This window comes from Acidicapsa acidisoli, assembly GCF_025685625.1.
Classification (GTDB): domain Bacteria; phylum Acidobacteriota; class Terriglobia; order Terriglobales; family Acidobacteriaceae; genus Acidicapsa; species Acidicapsa acidisoli.
On record NZ_JAGSYI010000008.1, the window covers coordinates 1 to 13,751 of the forward strand.

General features: G+C 54.2%; 11 protein-coding genes. 8 read left to right on the forward strand and 3 right to left on the reverse strand.

What is annotated here, in order from left to right:
- Positions 1-196 (forward strand): hypothetical protein (locus tag OHL23_RS28095; RefSeq protein WP_263355415.1); only part of this gene is annotated, 196 nt, incomplete at its 5' end.
- Here the strand turns inward: OHL23_RS28095 and OHL23_RS28100 are convergent.
- The 3 genes from OHL23_RS28100 to OHL23_RS28110 form a co-directional block, all read right to left on the reverse strand.
- Positions 183-392, reverse strand: coding sequence for a hypothetical protein (locus OHL23_RS28100; protein WP_263355416.1), 210 nt, complete (start codon positions 390-392; stop codon positions 183-185). The genes OHL23_RS28095 and OHL23_RS28100 overlap by 14 nt on opposite strands.
- A gap of 529 nt (positions 393-921) precedes the next feature.
- Positions 922-2,202 carry a tyrosine-type recombinase/integrase gene (locus tag OHL23_RS28105; protein ID WP_263355417.1) on the reverse strand — a complete coding sequence of 427 codons (1,281 nt, stop codon included), beginning with the start codon at positions 2,200-2,202 and terminating at the stop codon, positions 922-924.
- 153 nt (positions 2,203-2,355) lie between these two features.
- Positions 2,356-3,618, reverse strand: coding sequence for a tyrosine-type recombinase/integrase (locus OHL23_RS28110; protein ID WP_263355418.1), 1,263 nt, complete (start codon positions 3,616-3,618; stop codon positions 2,356-2,358).
- 641 nt (positions 3,619-4,259) lie between these two features.
- Between OHL23_RS28110 and OHL23_RS28115 the strand changes: the two genes are divergently transcribed.
- The 7 genes from OHL23_RS28115 to OHL23_RS28145 all read left to right on the forward strand — a co-directional run bounded on the left by OHL23_RS28115 (position 4,260) and on the right by OHL23_RS28145 (position 13,653).
- The gene (locus tag OHL23_RS28115; RefSeq protein WP_263355419.1) at positions 4,260-4,940 is read left to right on the forward strand and encodes a molybdopterin-dependent oxidoreductase; all 681 of its coding nucleotides are present in this window, start codon (positions 4,260-4,262) and stop codon (positions 4,938-4,940) included.
- 498 nt (positions 4,941-5,438) lie between these two features.
- On the forward strand, positions 5,439-8,414 hold the full coding sequence (locus OHL23_RS28120; protein WP_263355420.1) for a sensor histidine kinase: 2,976 nt from the start codon (positions 5,439-5,441) through the stop codon (positions 8,412-8,414).
- Positions 8,411-9,043: a response regulator gene (locus tag OHL23_RS28125; protein ID WP_263355421.1), complete on the forward strand. Its 633-nt coding sequence runs from the start codon at positions 8,411-8,413 to the stop codon at positions 9,041-9,043. The genes OHL23_RS28120 and OHL23_RS28125 overlap by 4 nt, the downstream gene beginning before the upstream one ends.
- 125 nt (positions 9,044-9,168) lie before the next feature.
- Complete coding sequence (locus OHL23_RS28130; RefSeq protein ID WP_263355422.1) at positions 9,169-9,501, forward strand: DoxX family protein; 333 nt, start codon at positions 9,169-9,171, stop codon at positions 9,499-9,501.
- A gap of 304 nt (positions 9,502-9,805) precedes the next feature.
- Complete coding sequence (locus OHL23_RS28135) at positions 9,806-10,951, forward strand: ferritin-like domain-containing protein (RefSeq protein WP_263355423.1); 1,146 nt, start codon at positions 9,806-9,808, stop codon at positions 10,949-10,951.
- Between the two features lie 109 nt (positions 10,952-11,060).
- Positions 11,061-12,461, forward strand: coding sequence for an epoxide hydrolase family protein (locus OHL23_RS28140; protein ID WP_263355424.1), 1,401 nt, complete (start codon positions 11,061-11,063; stop codon positions 12,459-12,461).
- Positions 12,462-12,585: 124 nt separating this feature from the next.
- Positions 12,586-13,653, forward strand: a complete 1,068-nt coding sequence (locus OHL23_RS28145; RefSeq protein ID WP_263355425.1) for an alpha/beta fold hydrolase — start codon at positions 12,586-12,588, stop codon at positions 13,651-13,653.
- The last annotated feature ends 98 nt before the right edge of the window (positions 13,654-13,751 follow it).

A 13,751-nucleotide genomic window follows, 5' to 3' on the forward strand; every position in this document is an offset into this window, starting at 1 on the left:
CAAAGCGTTTCTACTGGAGACACTACGCAATGGCCCTGTACCGTCGAAAGAACTTCTTGAGCACGCTCGCGAGACTCGCGACATCAAACGCGACACTTTGATTCGTGCTCAAAAGGCTCTCTCAATTACCTCCCGCAAGCTCGCCATGAATGGTGGATGGGTTTGGGAATTGCCCGTTGCTTTCAAGCTGCCTTGACTGGCTCAATGACTTCCCAATCCCCTGCTTCGATCTCATACCAGCTTAGATCGTAAGCAGACGGCTCGCCTTTGTAGGCACTGACAACCAAAGCGTCGCCTTGAATGAACATCACCGTTTCAGCGTCCCATGTTTTAACGCGTCGTACTTTCGCGCCTTGCCTCAATGCCATCGTCACACCATCAAATTTAGCCATTACTGATTCTCCTCGTAAGTTAGAGTGCACCTGCGAAGTCAGGCGCTCTTTAACTAATAGCACAGACTTATATCCTGATTGCACGCCTTGAATAGATATATTTTCCCCGCTAGTTTCTTGCTCATTCTTCGATGTAGGCTATGACCTACAAAGACTATGCATCTCGATTCGTTCCCTGTAGGCCATAGACTACGAGAGCAGTCCATCCGTTTCTTCGGCTGTCGGAAGGTCTGCATCCGCATCTTCGCAGAGGGAAGAAATGGACGAAGATACTGTATTAGTCTGTACATACATATATTCGATAAACAAAGGACTTAGCTTCCACATCTTCGGAGAGTCCACAAGATCGAAGATGGGGAAGATACGGACGAAAAAGGATAATACGGAAGATGCGCACCTTCATAGACAGAGAAATGGGAAAAGCCGTCTGCATCGACACAACGCCAGCGCATAAAAAGAGGCTGCATCGTCAATCGATCAACGATGCAGCCTCATAATCAATGGGTAGCTTAACTATCTAAACGAAATGCTAACCGGCTTTGGTGACTAGCTGCGGTCCTGGCTTATTGCCAAAGCCGAACGAGGGTGCATTGGCTCGAATCATCTGCTTTTTGAAATCGTTGCTCAAGTGGGCATAATGGCGCATCGTGATTCGCGTATCCTTGTGTCCAAGTTGAGCGGCCAATACTTCAATGGGCATTCCGTTCATTACCGAATGACTGGCGTATGTGTGACGCAGTATATGGAAGGTTACGCCTGCGATCTTTGCTGCTTCACACGCTGCGTCCATCGGCCTCTTTTGTTCGCTTTTCTTCCAAGTCGTATCATTCGCCTTCACGAAGATGCGATCCTTGCCGCTGCGTCCATGCGTCAACTCTGCGAACAGTGCGATACCCTCATCGTTCAATTGAACATACCTTGATTCACCATTCTTGCTATCGGCGATGTAAACGGTTCCCTCTTTCGCTGCGAAATCCTTTACGGTCATTGCTGTTAGTTCTCCATAGCGGCAACCCGTGACCAATGCGCCTTTGACTAGATGGCCGAAGTCTGGTTCGCACGCTCGCATGAGTGCAGTCACTTCATCAGCAGTAAGAAATCGAACCTTGGGCACGTCTACTTTGCTGAAGGGCTTCACGTCCACCCAAGCGGCATCTGAGGCTATGCGCCTGGATTCCGATTTCGCATAGTTCAACGCAGCCTTGAGAACCGTTAGAATCCGGTTCGCTGTGGCCTGCCTAGCGCGTTGCTGGCTTTCGTCCATCGTCCGATAGGCTTGGGGCTTCCCTGCCTTCGTGCGAACCCGTGGCGCGGCCTCTGCTAGCGAATCTCGCCACGCTTTGATCTTGCCGTGCCGGAGCTTGCCGAGTTCAACATCCCCCAACGTGGGCAGGATATGAGCCTTGGCGATTGCCCTTGTGCGATCTTGGGGCTTGCGCTTCACTTTCGTCAGATGGGCAAGGTATTCATCCACGGCTTGAGCAACAGTGAATCCGCCAGACTGTACCTCGCCGGTATCCTCTTGAGCTTTGAGCGATGCCCAATCCCGCGCTTTTGCTTGAGCCTGATCGAATGAAAGAACACGGATACCGTCAGCATCTTCAAAATCATCAGCAACGCCTAGAGACGCTTTGCGCCTGCCTGTTGCCACAGTGAAGTGTTTGGCGATCCATGCTCCGCTGGTCGCTCCCTTGTAGTAGCCGACTGCAAGCCCTTTGGAGATGCTTCGCCAGTAGGGTTCTTTGCGTTGCTGTAAGGACGTACGGGCAGAGCGTGTATTGATTCGAGCGTCTTTTCGTGTGCGTGCCATGTCGGGCAATTATCGGGCAATTATGAGCCTGAATGCAAGAGAATTCCGGTGGACACTCGTGGACGATAAATCACGAATCGTCAATAACAATAGGGTTTTTGTAACATTTTCAGAATTCTATGAACGCTTCAGAATCGCGCATTTTCTCCCCTTTCACGGCGATAACACGGGTTCAAATCCCGTCGGGGACGCCAAATCATTCAACAACTTACGCTGTTGAATGATTTTCTCGTACGTCCGTTTTGTTCCAATAAGCCTGGGGCTCTGCTGATCTGCGTTTTCATCGAACAACATGTCGACCAGGCGGCTCTGAGCCGTACGCTTGGCTTGTGTGACAGCTTGCGCGTACAAATTCATAGTTACCAGGCTATTGGCATGTCGCAATAGCTCCTGAACGGTCTTCACATCTTCCCCATTTGCTTTGAGAAGAGTTGCGTAGGTACGCCGGAAGGTGTGCCAACCGATCCGGCCCTGAATTCCGGCCGCCTGCACAGCCGGTTGCAAATGCCAGCGGTTCAACGTTCCGGGCCAGTATGGTTGTTTCCCCTCGGCATGTGGACTGGCGAAGACCCAGTCTTCGAGTCGCGGGTAGGCGCAGATCGTCCGCCAATGCCATAGTGCTCCCGCGAGGCGAGCGTCTAGTGGCACCGGCTTTTGACTGGCTTCAGTCTTGCACTCGCCGACGTGCTGGAGTGAGATCGAGCGAGTGACATGGATTTGGAATTTCTCGAAATCGATGTCTTCCCACTTGAGTGCGAGTAATTCTCCGACACGCAACCCTGTCATCACGTCGACCAACACTGCGGTGCGCGCTGGCTCTTCCAGATGGAGGAGCAGCCTTTCCACTTCTTCCATGGTTAGCACGGTCGGGATGCTCATCCGCTTCGAGCTTTGGCGCACTTGCGTGATGGGATTCCTGTCGTGCCACTCCCAGCGGACTGCGTGATTGAAGACGGCGTGCATGATGTTCCGGATCTTTGCTTTGCTGCCGTTAGAAAGAGCGAGGGATCGGAGCCATTCCTCGACGGCAACAGATTTCACATCCTTCAGGCGGTAGTTGCCCCATCGGGGTAGTATCCAACGCCTGAAGTAGCCTTTGTAGGTTTCGCAGGTTGCAAAAGTTTTGTTTGAATCCTCGCTCAGTTCCTTCTCTCGGTAGTGTTCGATCAATGTCTGAACGATAACTGCTTCGAGATGGAAACGTGGACTCTCCGAGTTGATGTTGACCAAGAGCGAAGCAACAGCGCGTTTCGCTGCTGTCTCGTTTGGATATTGATCGAGGCTTCCAACCACCAGGCTGCGGCGTTTGCGTTTTCCATCGGCCTTCGTTTCGTACCATCGGTACTCCCAGGCACGAGGACCGCGCTTGCGTTCCACAAGCTGAAGGTTCCCTTGTTGATAGCGTGTCCGTCTCATCTCTTCTCCGAATCAAGCGTGATGAGGCAGCACGGATAGCTGTTCCAAGCTTATATTTTCTCGAACGTTGCCGTCGAGATCTGAACCGCGAAATCGCCATAATCTATCGAAATGCAAAGCGACGACGAGACCCGTCGGGGCGCAGCGCGGAAGGGTTTTGGGATAGACCGTCAGTAGGTCTGCAGTCCGCTCTCTATCCAGCAGACGTTCGTAGCCAAAGGGGACATCGAACATGGTTCGCACACTCCTCATCCTCACGATCAATGAGTCTGGGTTCTCTGTCTAGGCCTTTCGGTTCGAGCTCTTCCACCTGCTCAAAGGCTAGAACGGAAGTCTAGAGGATAGTGAGAAACCGATGGGGATTGAGTGGAATTGGGGGGCATCCTCAGAAACAATAAGCGCATTCTGATTTTTGATTTCATCGCAACGAGATGCTGGCAGCTATCGGCAAAGTCTACTTGACGTTCGCAAAGAGGACGGGGCATCGCGGAGGCGCAATTCGAGTCAATGGCCAACCCGCGGCAACAAATGGCAAGGCATTGCCACCAAGTTCGAGAGTAACGCCGGCCGCCCGATCGATGGCTCCCCTGCGCCCTAGTTTTACATTCACGCCGTCATCTTCAACGTGACGGAACAAGAGGATGGTTCCACCCGCGCGCTCCAACCGCAGAGCTTCTTTCGATTCCCAGAACTTCGCCATAGCGGTCTATCAGTCTGCATTGACCAATCCGCCGACCGACGAGTCCGATGATGCCGACATCGACGCGCCTGCCAAGAAACCTGCCATGCACGAAGACGATGCCAAGGGCGATGCTGTGAGCATGAAACCAATGGAGATGCCGGAGAATGCTCATCAGGGCATACCGGGACTGCTTCTGACACTGGCTGATGTGAGAAGACTACCGCGCATCGAGATGATAACGGAGTTCAAGTGTATCGAGGGATGGAGCGAAATCGTCTACTGGGCTGGAGTGCGCCTGCGTGACTTTCTTGAAGCATTCCCACCACGCATCGAGAATGCAAGCCAGTTCCATGATTCGGAATTTGTGAACAGCCTTCCCGAGTACATCGCTTTCGAGACGCCGGACGGTCAGTATTACGTCGGTATCGAACGCCAGGTGGCGCTGCATCCGCAGACATTGCTTGCTTATGAGATGAACGGGAAGCCGTTAACACTGGAGCACGGAGCACCACTTCGCCTTGTAACACCGCTCAAGTACGGCATCAAGCAGATCAAACAGATTGGCCGAATCACCTACACAAACACAAGGCCGCGTGACTATTGGCACGAACAAGGGTATGACTATTACGCGGGCCTATAGTCTCGTAGAGCATGGGATGCGGACCACATAATACAAACGGGTACCACCTAACAGGTTGGGAAAGGAGCCGACCCACGTCCCTCCGACGGGCATCGATAGGGGCTTCCCACAGGCTTCGGCCACTATTGTGTCGGGTGATCGTAGGATTCGTGCGCCAGAATTCGCCGACAGTGCCGAGCTGCAGCAGTTTGCCTAAGGCTGCTTCTGGGACTAGAATCCTTCTGTTCTGTGGGGAATCGAGGCGGAGGATGGGTCCCCTCATGAATGCAAGAACGAGAGACTCGCGTGATCACAATCCCTATCCGAACATGGCTGAGAGTGGCGCTTTGCTTGGTGGGGATACCTGTGTGTGCGGAGGTACCTCAGGCTCATGTTAATCCAATACTCACAACTCTGCCTATTTACTACTCCAGCGATATTCGGTTCACGCTTATCTCTACAGAAGACGGGTTATCACAAATCCGAGTCAGCAACCTCGTCCAGGACAATTTAGGCTTTATGTGGTTCGGTACCGAATACGGTCTGAACCGATTCGATGGATACACCTTCAAGGTCTTCGTCCACGAACCGAACAATTCAAACAGCCTGAGTGGAGTAAACATCCTTTTCTTGTTCAAGGATCGCAACGGCGAATTGTGGATCGACACCGAGCAGTCACTTGACCGTTTTGATCCGAAAACAGAGACCTTCATCCACTACCCGGTGCCGTTCGTCAAACACATCAGCCAAGACCGCTACGGCGTGCTATGGCTCTCCACCGCCAAGGGATTATACCGGCTCGATCAAACGAGCGGTCACATTCGCGTTTTCACACACGATGCAAGCGATCCATCGAGCCTCAGAAGCAACGACGTTCGGTCAGCTGCCGAAGACAGAAGCGGCAGATTTTGGGTCGCGGAGCCCGACGGCTTAGACGAGTTCGATCGCGACAGCGGCCACGTCAAATTCCATGTACCCATCCGGAATCCGTCCCGCGACTTCTCTTTTTTCGAGGAGAAGTCTGGGGTTTTCTGGATCTTCTACTCGTCGGGCAACGGGCTGGCACGTTTCGATCGTAAAACCAAAGCCCTCACATACTATTCCTTCAACAGCAACAAAGCATCGACCACGGCCCTTAGCGGCGTAACTGCCATGCTGCAGGATCGGCAGGGAGATCTTTGGCTCGCGACGGAAGGCTCTGGTTTGTTGAAGCTCGATAAGGAAAATCACCGGTTCATAGGTTATCGATTCACCGTCGGCAACCCGGATGGCCTTGCAGAAGATCGAATCAATACTCTCTTTGAAGATCGTGAGGGATGTATCTGGGTTGCTCTTCGTGGTAAAGGCCTTCAACGCTTCGAACCAAAGCCTCCGATATTTCACACAATCGGCGATCTCCTTAAAATTGGAAATCCAAATCAGTCGATTGGTTGTTTCTTCGAGGATAGTCACGGAAACAAATGGATAGGAACGCACCTCGCACTGTACCGTATCGATGCTTCAGGCAAAAGATCTTCCATCGCACTCCTAAAACCTGGTATTCCACTTGATGCGATGAACATTATCGAAGACCGCTCCGGAATAATATGGATAGGCACGTTCAATAATGGGCTCTTTCGTCTCGATCCAAAGACTCAACGTGTCAAACAGTTTCGACATGACCCGAATAACCCTTCGTCATTGAGTAATGACGACGTAGGACATTTGTTGATGGATCGTGACGGAACTCTTTGGGCAGCGACCTGGGATGGGCTCAATCGTTTCGAACCTGAGGCGGAACGGTTCACGGTTTTCCGGGCCGACCCCCATAACCGGGAGCTGATCTATTTATCGATAGCGGAAGGTCCCAGCCACGATCTTTGGCTCGGAACTTACGGTTTTGGGCTTCAGCATTTCGACTCGCGCTCGGGCCAGTTTACGATCTTTAACGATGGCAATAGCGGCTTGAGTAACAACCAGATCGATTTCATCCACTTTACGCGTGACAGAAAGATGTGGGTTGCGACGGAGAATGGGCTCAATGAGTTCGACCCCGCAACGAGACGTTCAACCGTGTTAGGTGTTGGGGAGGGCTTGGCTAGTAACGGTATCTCTGGTCTGCTTGAGGATCGTCGCGGAAGGCTCTGGATGAGCACGGACAAGGGGATCTCTAGCTTCGACCCTTCAACCAGGACTTTCCGCAACTTCTCGACTGCAGATGGTCTTCCCGGACCAGATATGTCCGGTTGGGGAGCATGCCTGCGTTCCAAAAGTGATCAGATGTTTTTTGCTGGATTCGGCGGAGCCACCTTCTTTTTTCCGGATGCAGTGTCAGAAACCAGCTACGCGCCGCAGACTGTCATTACTGAGTTCCGGCTGTTCAGGAGCGTTCAAGCCCATACCAAACAATCAGCGCCGAATCCTGTCATTTCTTACGCTTCCAAGATCATCATCCAGCACAATCAGAATCTGTTCTCGCTAACGTTCGCGACGCTCGCCTATTCCAATCCTCGGGCAAACCGCTATCGCTACATGCTGCAGGGCCTGGACAGCTCCTGGAATGAGGTCGGAAGCGACGGCCGTACTGTGACATACACCAGCCTATCCGCTGGTACATATAGATTCCGCGCGCAAGGCGCCACGGTCAGCAGTCAATGGAGCGAGCCGGGTGCCGAACTTCAGATCGTTATTCTGCCGCCCTGGTGGATGACTCGGTGGTTCATGGCATTGTGGATCTCAGCTGCGCTTCTTTTGACTTGGCTCTTTTACCACTACCGTATGCTTCAGATCGCAAAGCAGTTTGAAATCCGGCTCGAAGCGAGTATCAATGAGCGTACGCGCATCGCGCGAGACCTGCACGATACCCTACTGCAGAGTTTCAACGCCCTGCTACTCCGTTTCCAGGCAGCGTCCGATTTGCTGAGTGCGCGTCCGGATGAAGCGAAACGCGTTCTCGACAGTACGATCGATCAAGCTGGTCAGGCACTCATTGAGGGGAGAGATGCGGTTCAGCAGTTGCGCTCGACCACCCCAGTCACCAACGACCTCGTTTGCGCTATTGGTTCGCTCGGGCAAGCGCTGGCTGCCGATGGATCGAATCGCGATGCCCCAGCATTCCACATTGAAGTGGAAGGCACGCCCCGAGCTCTTCTTCCAATCGCAAGAGATGAAGTCTATCAAATTGCAGGCGAGGCGCTGCGGAACGCCTTCCGGCACGCACGAGCCCGGCACCTCGAAGTTGAAATCCGCTATGATGCACGGCAACTGAGACTGAGGATTCGGGATGACGGGAAAGGGATCGACCCACAGCTTCTTAGCGCAGATGGACCGTCCGGACACTATGGTTTACGGGGGATGCGTGAACGTGCCCAACTCTTAGGAGGTCAGCTCACTATCTGGAGTGAAACGGATTCAGGTACTGAGGTCGATCTTTCTATTCCTTCCTCAGGCGCCTATGCCAAGCCTGGTATTTCCGGATTCTGGCGTTTGGCGAGAAGAAGACAGACGAAATCATGAGTACAGCGCCGAACTCGATTCGCATTCTGGCGGTGGATGACCACCCAATGTTCCGCGAGGGAATCGGGAGTCTCGTGGCTGCTCAATCTGATATGTGTCTTGTCGCGGAAGCGGCGACCGGGCAAGAGGCGATTCAGCAGTTTCGGGGACACCATCCAGACGTGACCTTGATGGATTTGCAGATGCCGGGGATGAGCGGCCTGGATGCCATGATTGCCATTCGAGGTGAATTTGCTGACGCTCGAATCATAGTGCTGACAACGTACAACGGTGACGTGCAGGTGCTGCGCGCGTTGAAGGCCGGGGCTCGAGGCTACCTGCTAAAAACATCTTTGAATAAAGAACTCGTGGATACAATCCGAGCAGTCCATGCAGGAAGAAAAGTACTCTCAGCTGAAGTCTCCTTCCAAGTGGCAGAACACGCCTGCGACGATGCTCTCACTCCCGCAGAAATCAGGGTTCTTCGTTTGATTGCGGAGGGATATGCCAATAAGGAAATTGGAGCACAGCTCTCCATCAGCGAAGAAACTATCAAGAGCCAAGTCAGAAGCATCCTCTCAAAACTGAACGCGAACGATCGAACTCATGCTGCCATGATCGGCTTGAGGCGCGGAATCATCGAACTCTAATCCCTCAAAAGAGTGATTCAAACCAATCTTTCTGAGCTTTCGCCCGCGTTTTGGCAGATACATACTCGGGTGTGCGGCGACTATTCTCAACATTCGCTCATGGCTGGCCTGGGGCTGGGCTCCTTTTGCTGCGAGTCACCGCGGGCATTCCATTAGCCGTTCGCAGCATTCTTGTGTTAGAGAACACACCGACCTTCGGAACCGGCATCTTTCAAATCTTCACAGCAACTGCCGGACTCCTGCTCATCGCTGGACTGTGGACTCCTATTGTCGCGGCGGTTGTGGGGCTCTTGGAATTGTGGCGCATCATCTCACGGCACGCAGACCCCGCAAGCGACATTCTGCTTTGCAACCTCGCCATAGCGATCGCTCTCCTTGGGCCCGGAGCCTTGTCGGTAGACGCTCGCCTTTTTGGATGGAAGCGGATCGAGATCGACACTCAAAAGGACAAACGCTAACCACCTAATAAGTGTGACGAACTTACCTACCCTTCTAGTGAAACCTGACCCTCGATTTAGGTTTGTCGGAAATCGGAATTGATCGCACAGTGTATGAAGAAATGCCGATAGGGATTGCTGAATCGGCAACAAGCAGCTTTCATCGAGGAGAACGAATTATGACTCACGTCATGATGCGTTCAAAACACACGAAACCATCGCGCAGATGCAGCGCTTGGCAGAACTGTGGCACGAACAGCCTGACCAAGGGCCCGAAGAAGGTTGCAAGCGCGAGACCTACAAACCCCTGTGAAGGAGCAACAAAATGACGAATGACGGAAGTGTGATCAGCTGTTCTCCGAATCGGCGCAGCTTTCTGAAAACCGGATTGGCCACCGCCGGGGCAGTAACCATGGGAACCGGTTTGCTCGCCCGCGGCACCAGGGCCTCTGCACAGCAGACGGGGTCCGGCAGCAGCCTTACTTCAGGTGATGTTGCCATGCTGCAGTTCCTGGCTGCAGGCGAAGCCCTCGAGGCTGACTTTTACGATCAATACAACGAACTGGGCGGACTCCGGGACGACGAAGTTTCGGGAGGAACCGGCAATCGAATCTACACCGAAAAACTGAGGAGAATCGATCGCAATTTCTCTCAATACATTCATGACATCGCCGACGACGAGATGAGCCATCAGGCTTTTCTGAATGCTTATCTTGTTTCGAAGGGCGCCGACCCCGTGGACATGGAACCGTTCCGCACGTTGCACGGCAGCACAGCGAGAGGATCCAGCGGGAAGTTGCGGCTTACGAACCTCATGCAGCTGACGATCAACACCAGTTGGTGGACTCGTTACCGCAGCAGCTCGAATAATCCCGACGTAAATCCCACTGCCTTCGAACAGGCGGTTCCGGATCTGAACAACGGAAGCTTTCCCGCCATCCCAAGGACAGACGACGACCTGTATCCACACGAACACATTCAGGCCATTGCAAACACAGCGGCCTTCCACATTCCTACTGTGGAACAAGGTGGCGGGAGTTTGCGCCTGGCGCTGGCACAAAAAGCTACCAGCGTAGAAGTGCTACGACTGCTCATCAGCATGGGACCCATTGAGCTCATGCATTTTCAAACCTTGTCAGAAACGGCTGGCAATGCGCCGCCGCTCATTGATCCCACCAATGGGCTGAGATTTCCTGACCTCGACTGTGGCGTGGACCCTAACACCGGAGCCAGAGGCGCCGCAATCAGGGAGATGTTCCAGACGAACCTGATCATGCCGGAACCGTGCCCCTTCATCAGCACGAGCCTGCCGGTATGTTCGGTAGTCCGTCCGACGAATACGACCGGAGTTGCTATGGGAGCGCTCAAATTCCTAACGGGCATGGGACTCTTCACTGGCCAGTCGGATGCGTTCTTCACATTTCTAACTAATCTGGCCGAGGCGGCGGATGCCGCACAGCGCGAGGTCTAGCGACTTTGTCATTACGCTGTGGGAGTTACGGCAATCACGAGCCGCAACTCCCACTGTCCTCAATCGCCGATGCAATTGGAAACGCGCACCGAAAGACGAGGAATCAACTATGAGTTCCGAAAGAATGCAGCACACCGCCAAGCTCCATGCGATGCATGAAGACGTCTCCAGCTGCACCCGGCGCAGCTTTCTTGCCGCGTCCGCTGTTGGCGGTACCTTCTTACTTCTCCTGCTGGCCGCTGCCAGCTATGCGCAGACCGTTCGGACCGCCGATGCGCGGGCGTTTGTCACCAGTCCACTTCCCGGGAAACAGAGCGCACCGATCCAAGACGATTCAATCCGCACCTTCCACATCAATATTCCGGAAGAACAACTAGTTGATCTCCGCCACCGCCTGGCGGCGACCCGGTGGCCGGACAAGGAAACGGTCAATGACGAATCCCAGGGCATCCGGTCGGCGGAGGTGCAGGAGCTGGTGCACTACTGGGGTAACGGCTACAACTGGCGCAACGGAGAAGCGAAGTTGAATGCGCTGCCGGAGTTCGTAACCACTATCGACGGTGTGGATATTCAGTTCATCCATGTGCGTTCGCGTGAACCGAACGCGCTACCGCTGATCCTCACCCATGGTTGGCCCGGCTCGCCGCTGGAGTTCTTGAAAGTGATAGGTCCGCTCACCGATCCCGTCACCTACGGCGGGCGCGCGCAAGACGCCTTCGATGTCGTCATCCCCGCCATCCCCGGCTATGGCTTCTCGGGCAGGCCGACCGATCTCGGCTGGAATCCCGACCGCGTGGCGCGGGCCTGGGACGTGCTCATGAAGCGCTTGGGCTACACCCGTTACGTATCGCAGGGTGGCGATCACGGCTCGGTCATCTCCGACGCACTAGCGCGCCAGGCGCCGCCTCGACTGCTCGGCATCCATCTCACCATGCCGGCCACGATTCCCGCGAACTTGGTGAAGGGCATCAACAGCGGCGATCCGGCGCCCACTGGACTGACCGACCCGGAACGGCGGGCGTACAACGCCCTTAGTACCTTCTTCGGAAGAAACGCGGCCTACGGCGTGATGATGGTGACCCGTCCGCAGACCATCGGCTACTCGCTCACCGATTCGCCCAGTGGTCTGGCCGCCTTCACGTACGAAAAGATTGCCGAGTGGAGCCATAGCGACGGCCACCCGGAACGCGTGATCGGTCGCGACGAAATACTCGACGACATCACGCTGTACTGGCTCACCAACACCGGCGCCTCTTCGTCCCGCTTTTACTGGGAAAATAACAACAACAACTTCAGCGCCACGGCACAGAAGACCAATCAGATCAAAGTGCCGGTCGCCATCACGGTGTTCCCGCACGAGATCTATCGCGCGCCAGAAAGCTGGTCACGTCAGGCCTATCCGTCGCTGTACTCCTTCCATGAAGTCGCCAAGGGCGGTCACTTCGCGGCCTGGGAACAGCCGGAACTCTTCTCCGAGGAGCTGCGAGCTGCGTTCAGATCGCTGCGCTAATTCAATAACTTCCGGTTTCGAGACAGATTTGATCTAAACGAATCATCCGAATCAATCGTGGTCTGACGCCGGACTGAGGAAATAACTGAGCAAACTGCAATTAATCCAACTTGGAGAAAATGAAATGTCTGACCAAGTTAACAACAATCGTCGCAGCTTCTTGCGTAATTCTGCCATCACCATCGCCGCCGCTGAGTTCGCCATGATGAGCTCCGCGTATGCACTACCGGGCGCACAACCCACTAAGAAAGATATCGCCGCCGGTGCGCCGCCGACTAAGCCGAGCACAAACGCATCATTCGGCCCGCTGAAGCAGATTGATGCAGGCTTGTTGAATGTTGGCTACGCGGAAGCTGGGCCCGCCAACGGTCCTGCGGTACTTCTGCTGCACGGCTGGCCCTACGACATTTACAGCTTTGTCGATGTCACCCCTTTGTTGGCATCGGCGGGCTACCGGGTGATCGTACCGTATCTGCGCGGGTACGGCACTACGCGTTTTCTCTCTGACGATACATTTCGGAACGGGCAGCCGTCCGTGGTCGCTGTCGACATTATCAATTTTATGGATGCCCTCAAGATCGACAAAGCGATCATCGGTGGCTTCGATTGGGGTGCGCGGACAGCTGACATCATGGCGGTGCTTTGGCCGGAACGCTGCAAGGGGATCGTTTCGGTCAGCGGTTATCTGATCGGCAGTCAGAAATCCGGCAAGGCGCCGTTGCCACCCAACGCTGAGCTCCAATGGTGGTACCAGTTTTATTTCGCCACGGATCGCGGCCGGGACGGCTACGACAAATACCGTCGCGATTTTTGCAAGCTGATCTGGCAGCTGGCTTCGCCGAAATGGAACTTCGAGGATGCCACATTCGATCGCAGCGCGGCATCGTTCGACAACCCGGATCACGTCGCCATCGTGATCCACAATTACCGCTGGCGGCTTGGTTTGGCGGAAGGCGAGACGAAATATGACGAACTGGATAAGCGACTTGCCCAAAGCCCGGTTATAACCGTGCCTGCCATCACTCTCGAAGGGGATGCCAATGGGGCGCCACATCCCGACCCCGGCTCCTATGCTAAGAAATTCTCAGGCAAATACGCGCACCGGACTATTAACGGCGGCATAGGGCACAATTTGCCGCAAGAAGCTCCACGGGCCTTTACCAAAGCTGTCATCGACGTGGACGCTTTTTGATCGGGGTCAGTCTGCGCAGGCGAAGAGTTTCTGCAACAGAAATATATCCATATCAAGGAGAGAGGTACCATGATTAACGGTTTTGCGCTACCTAGCCT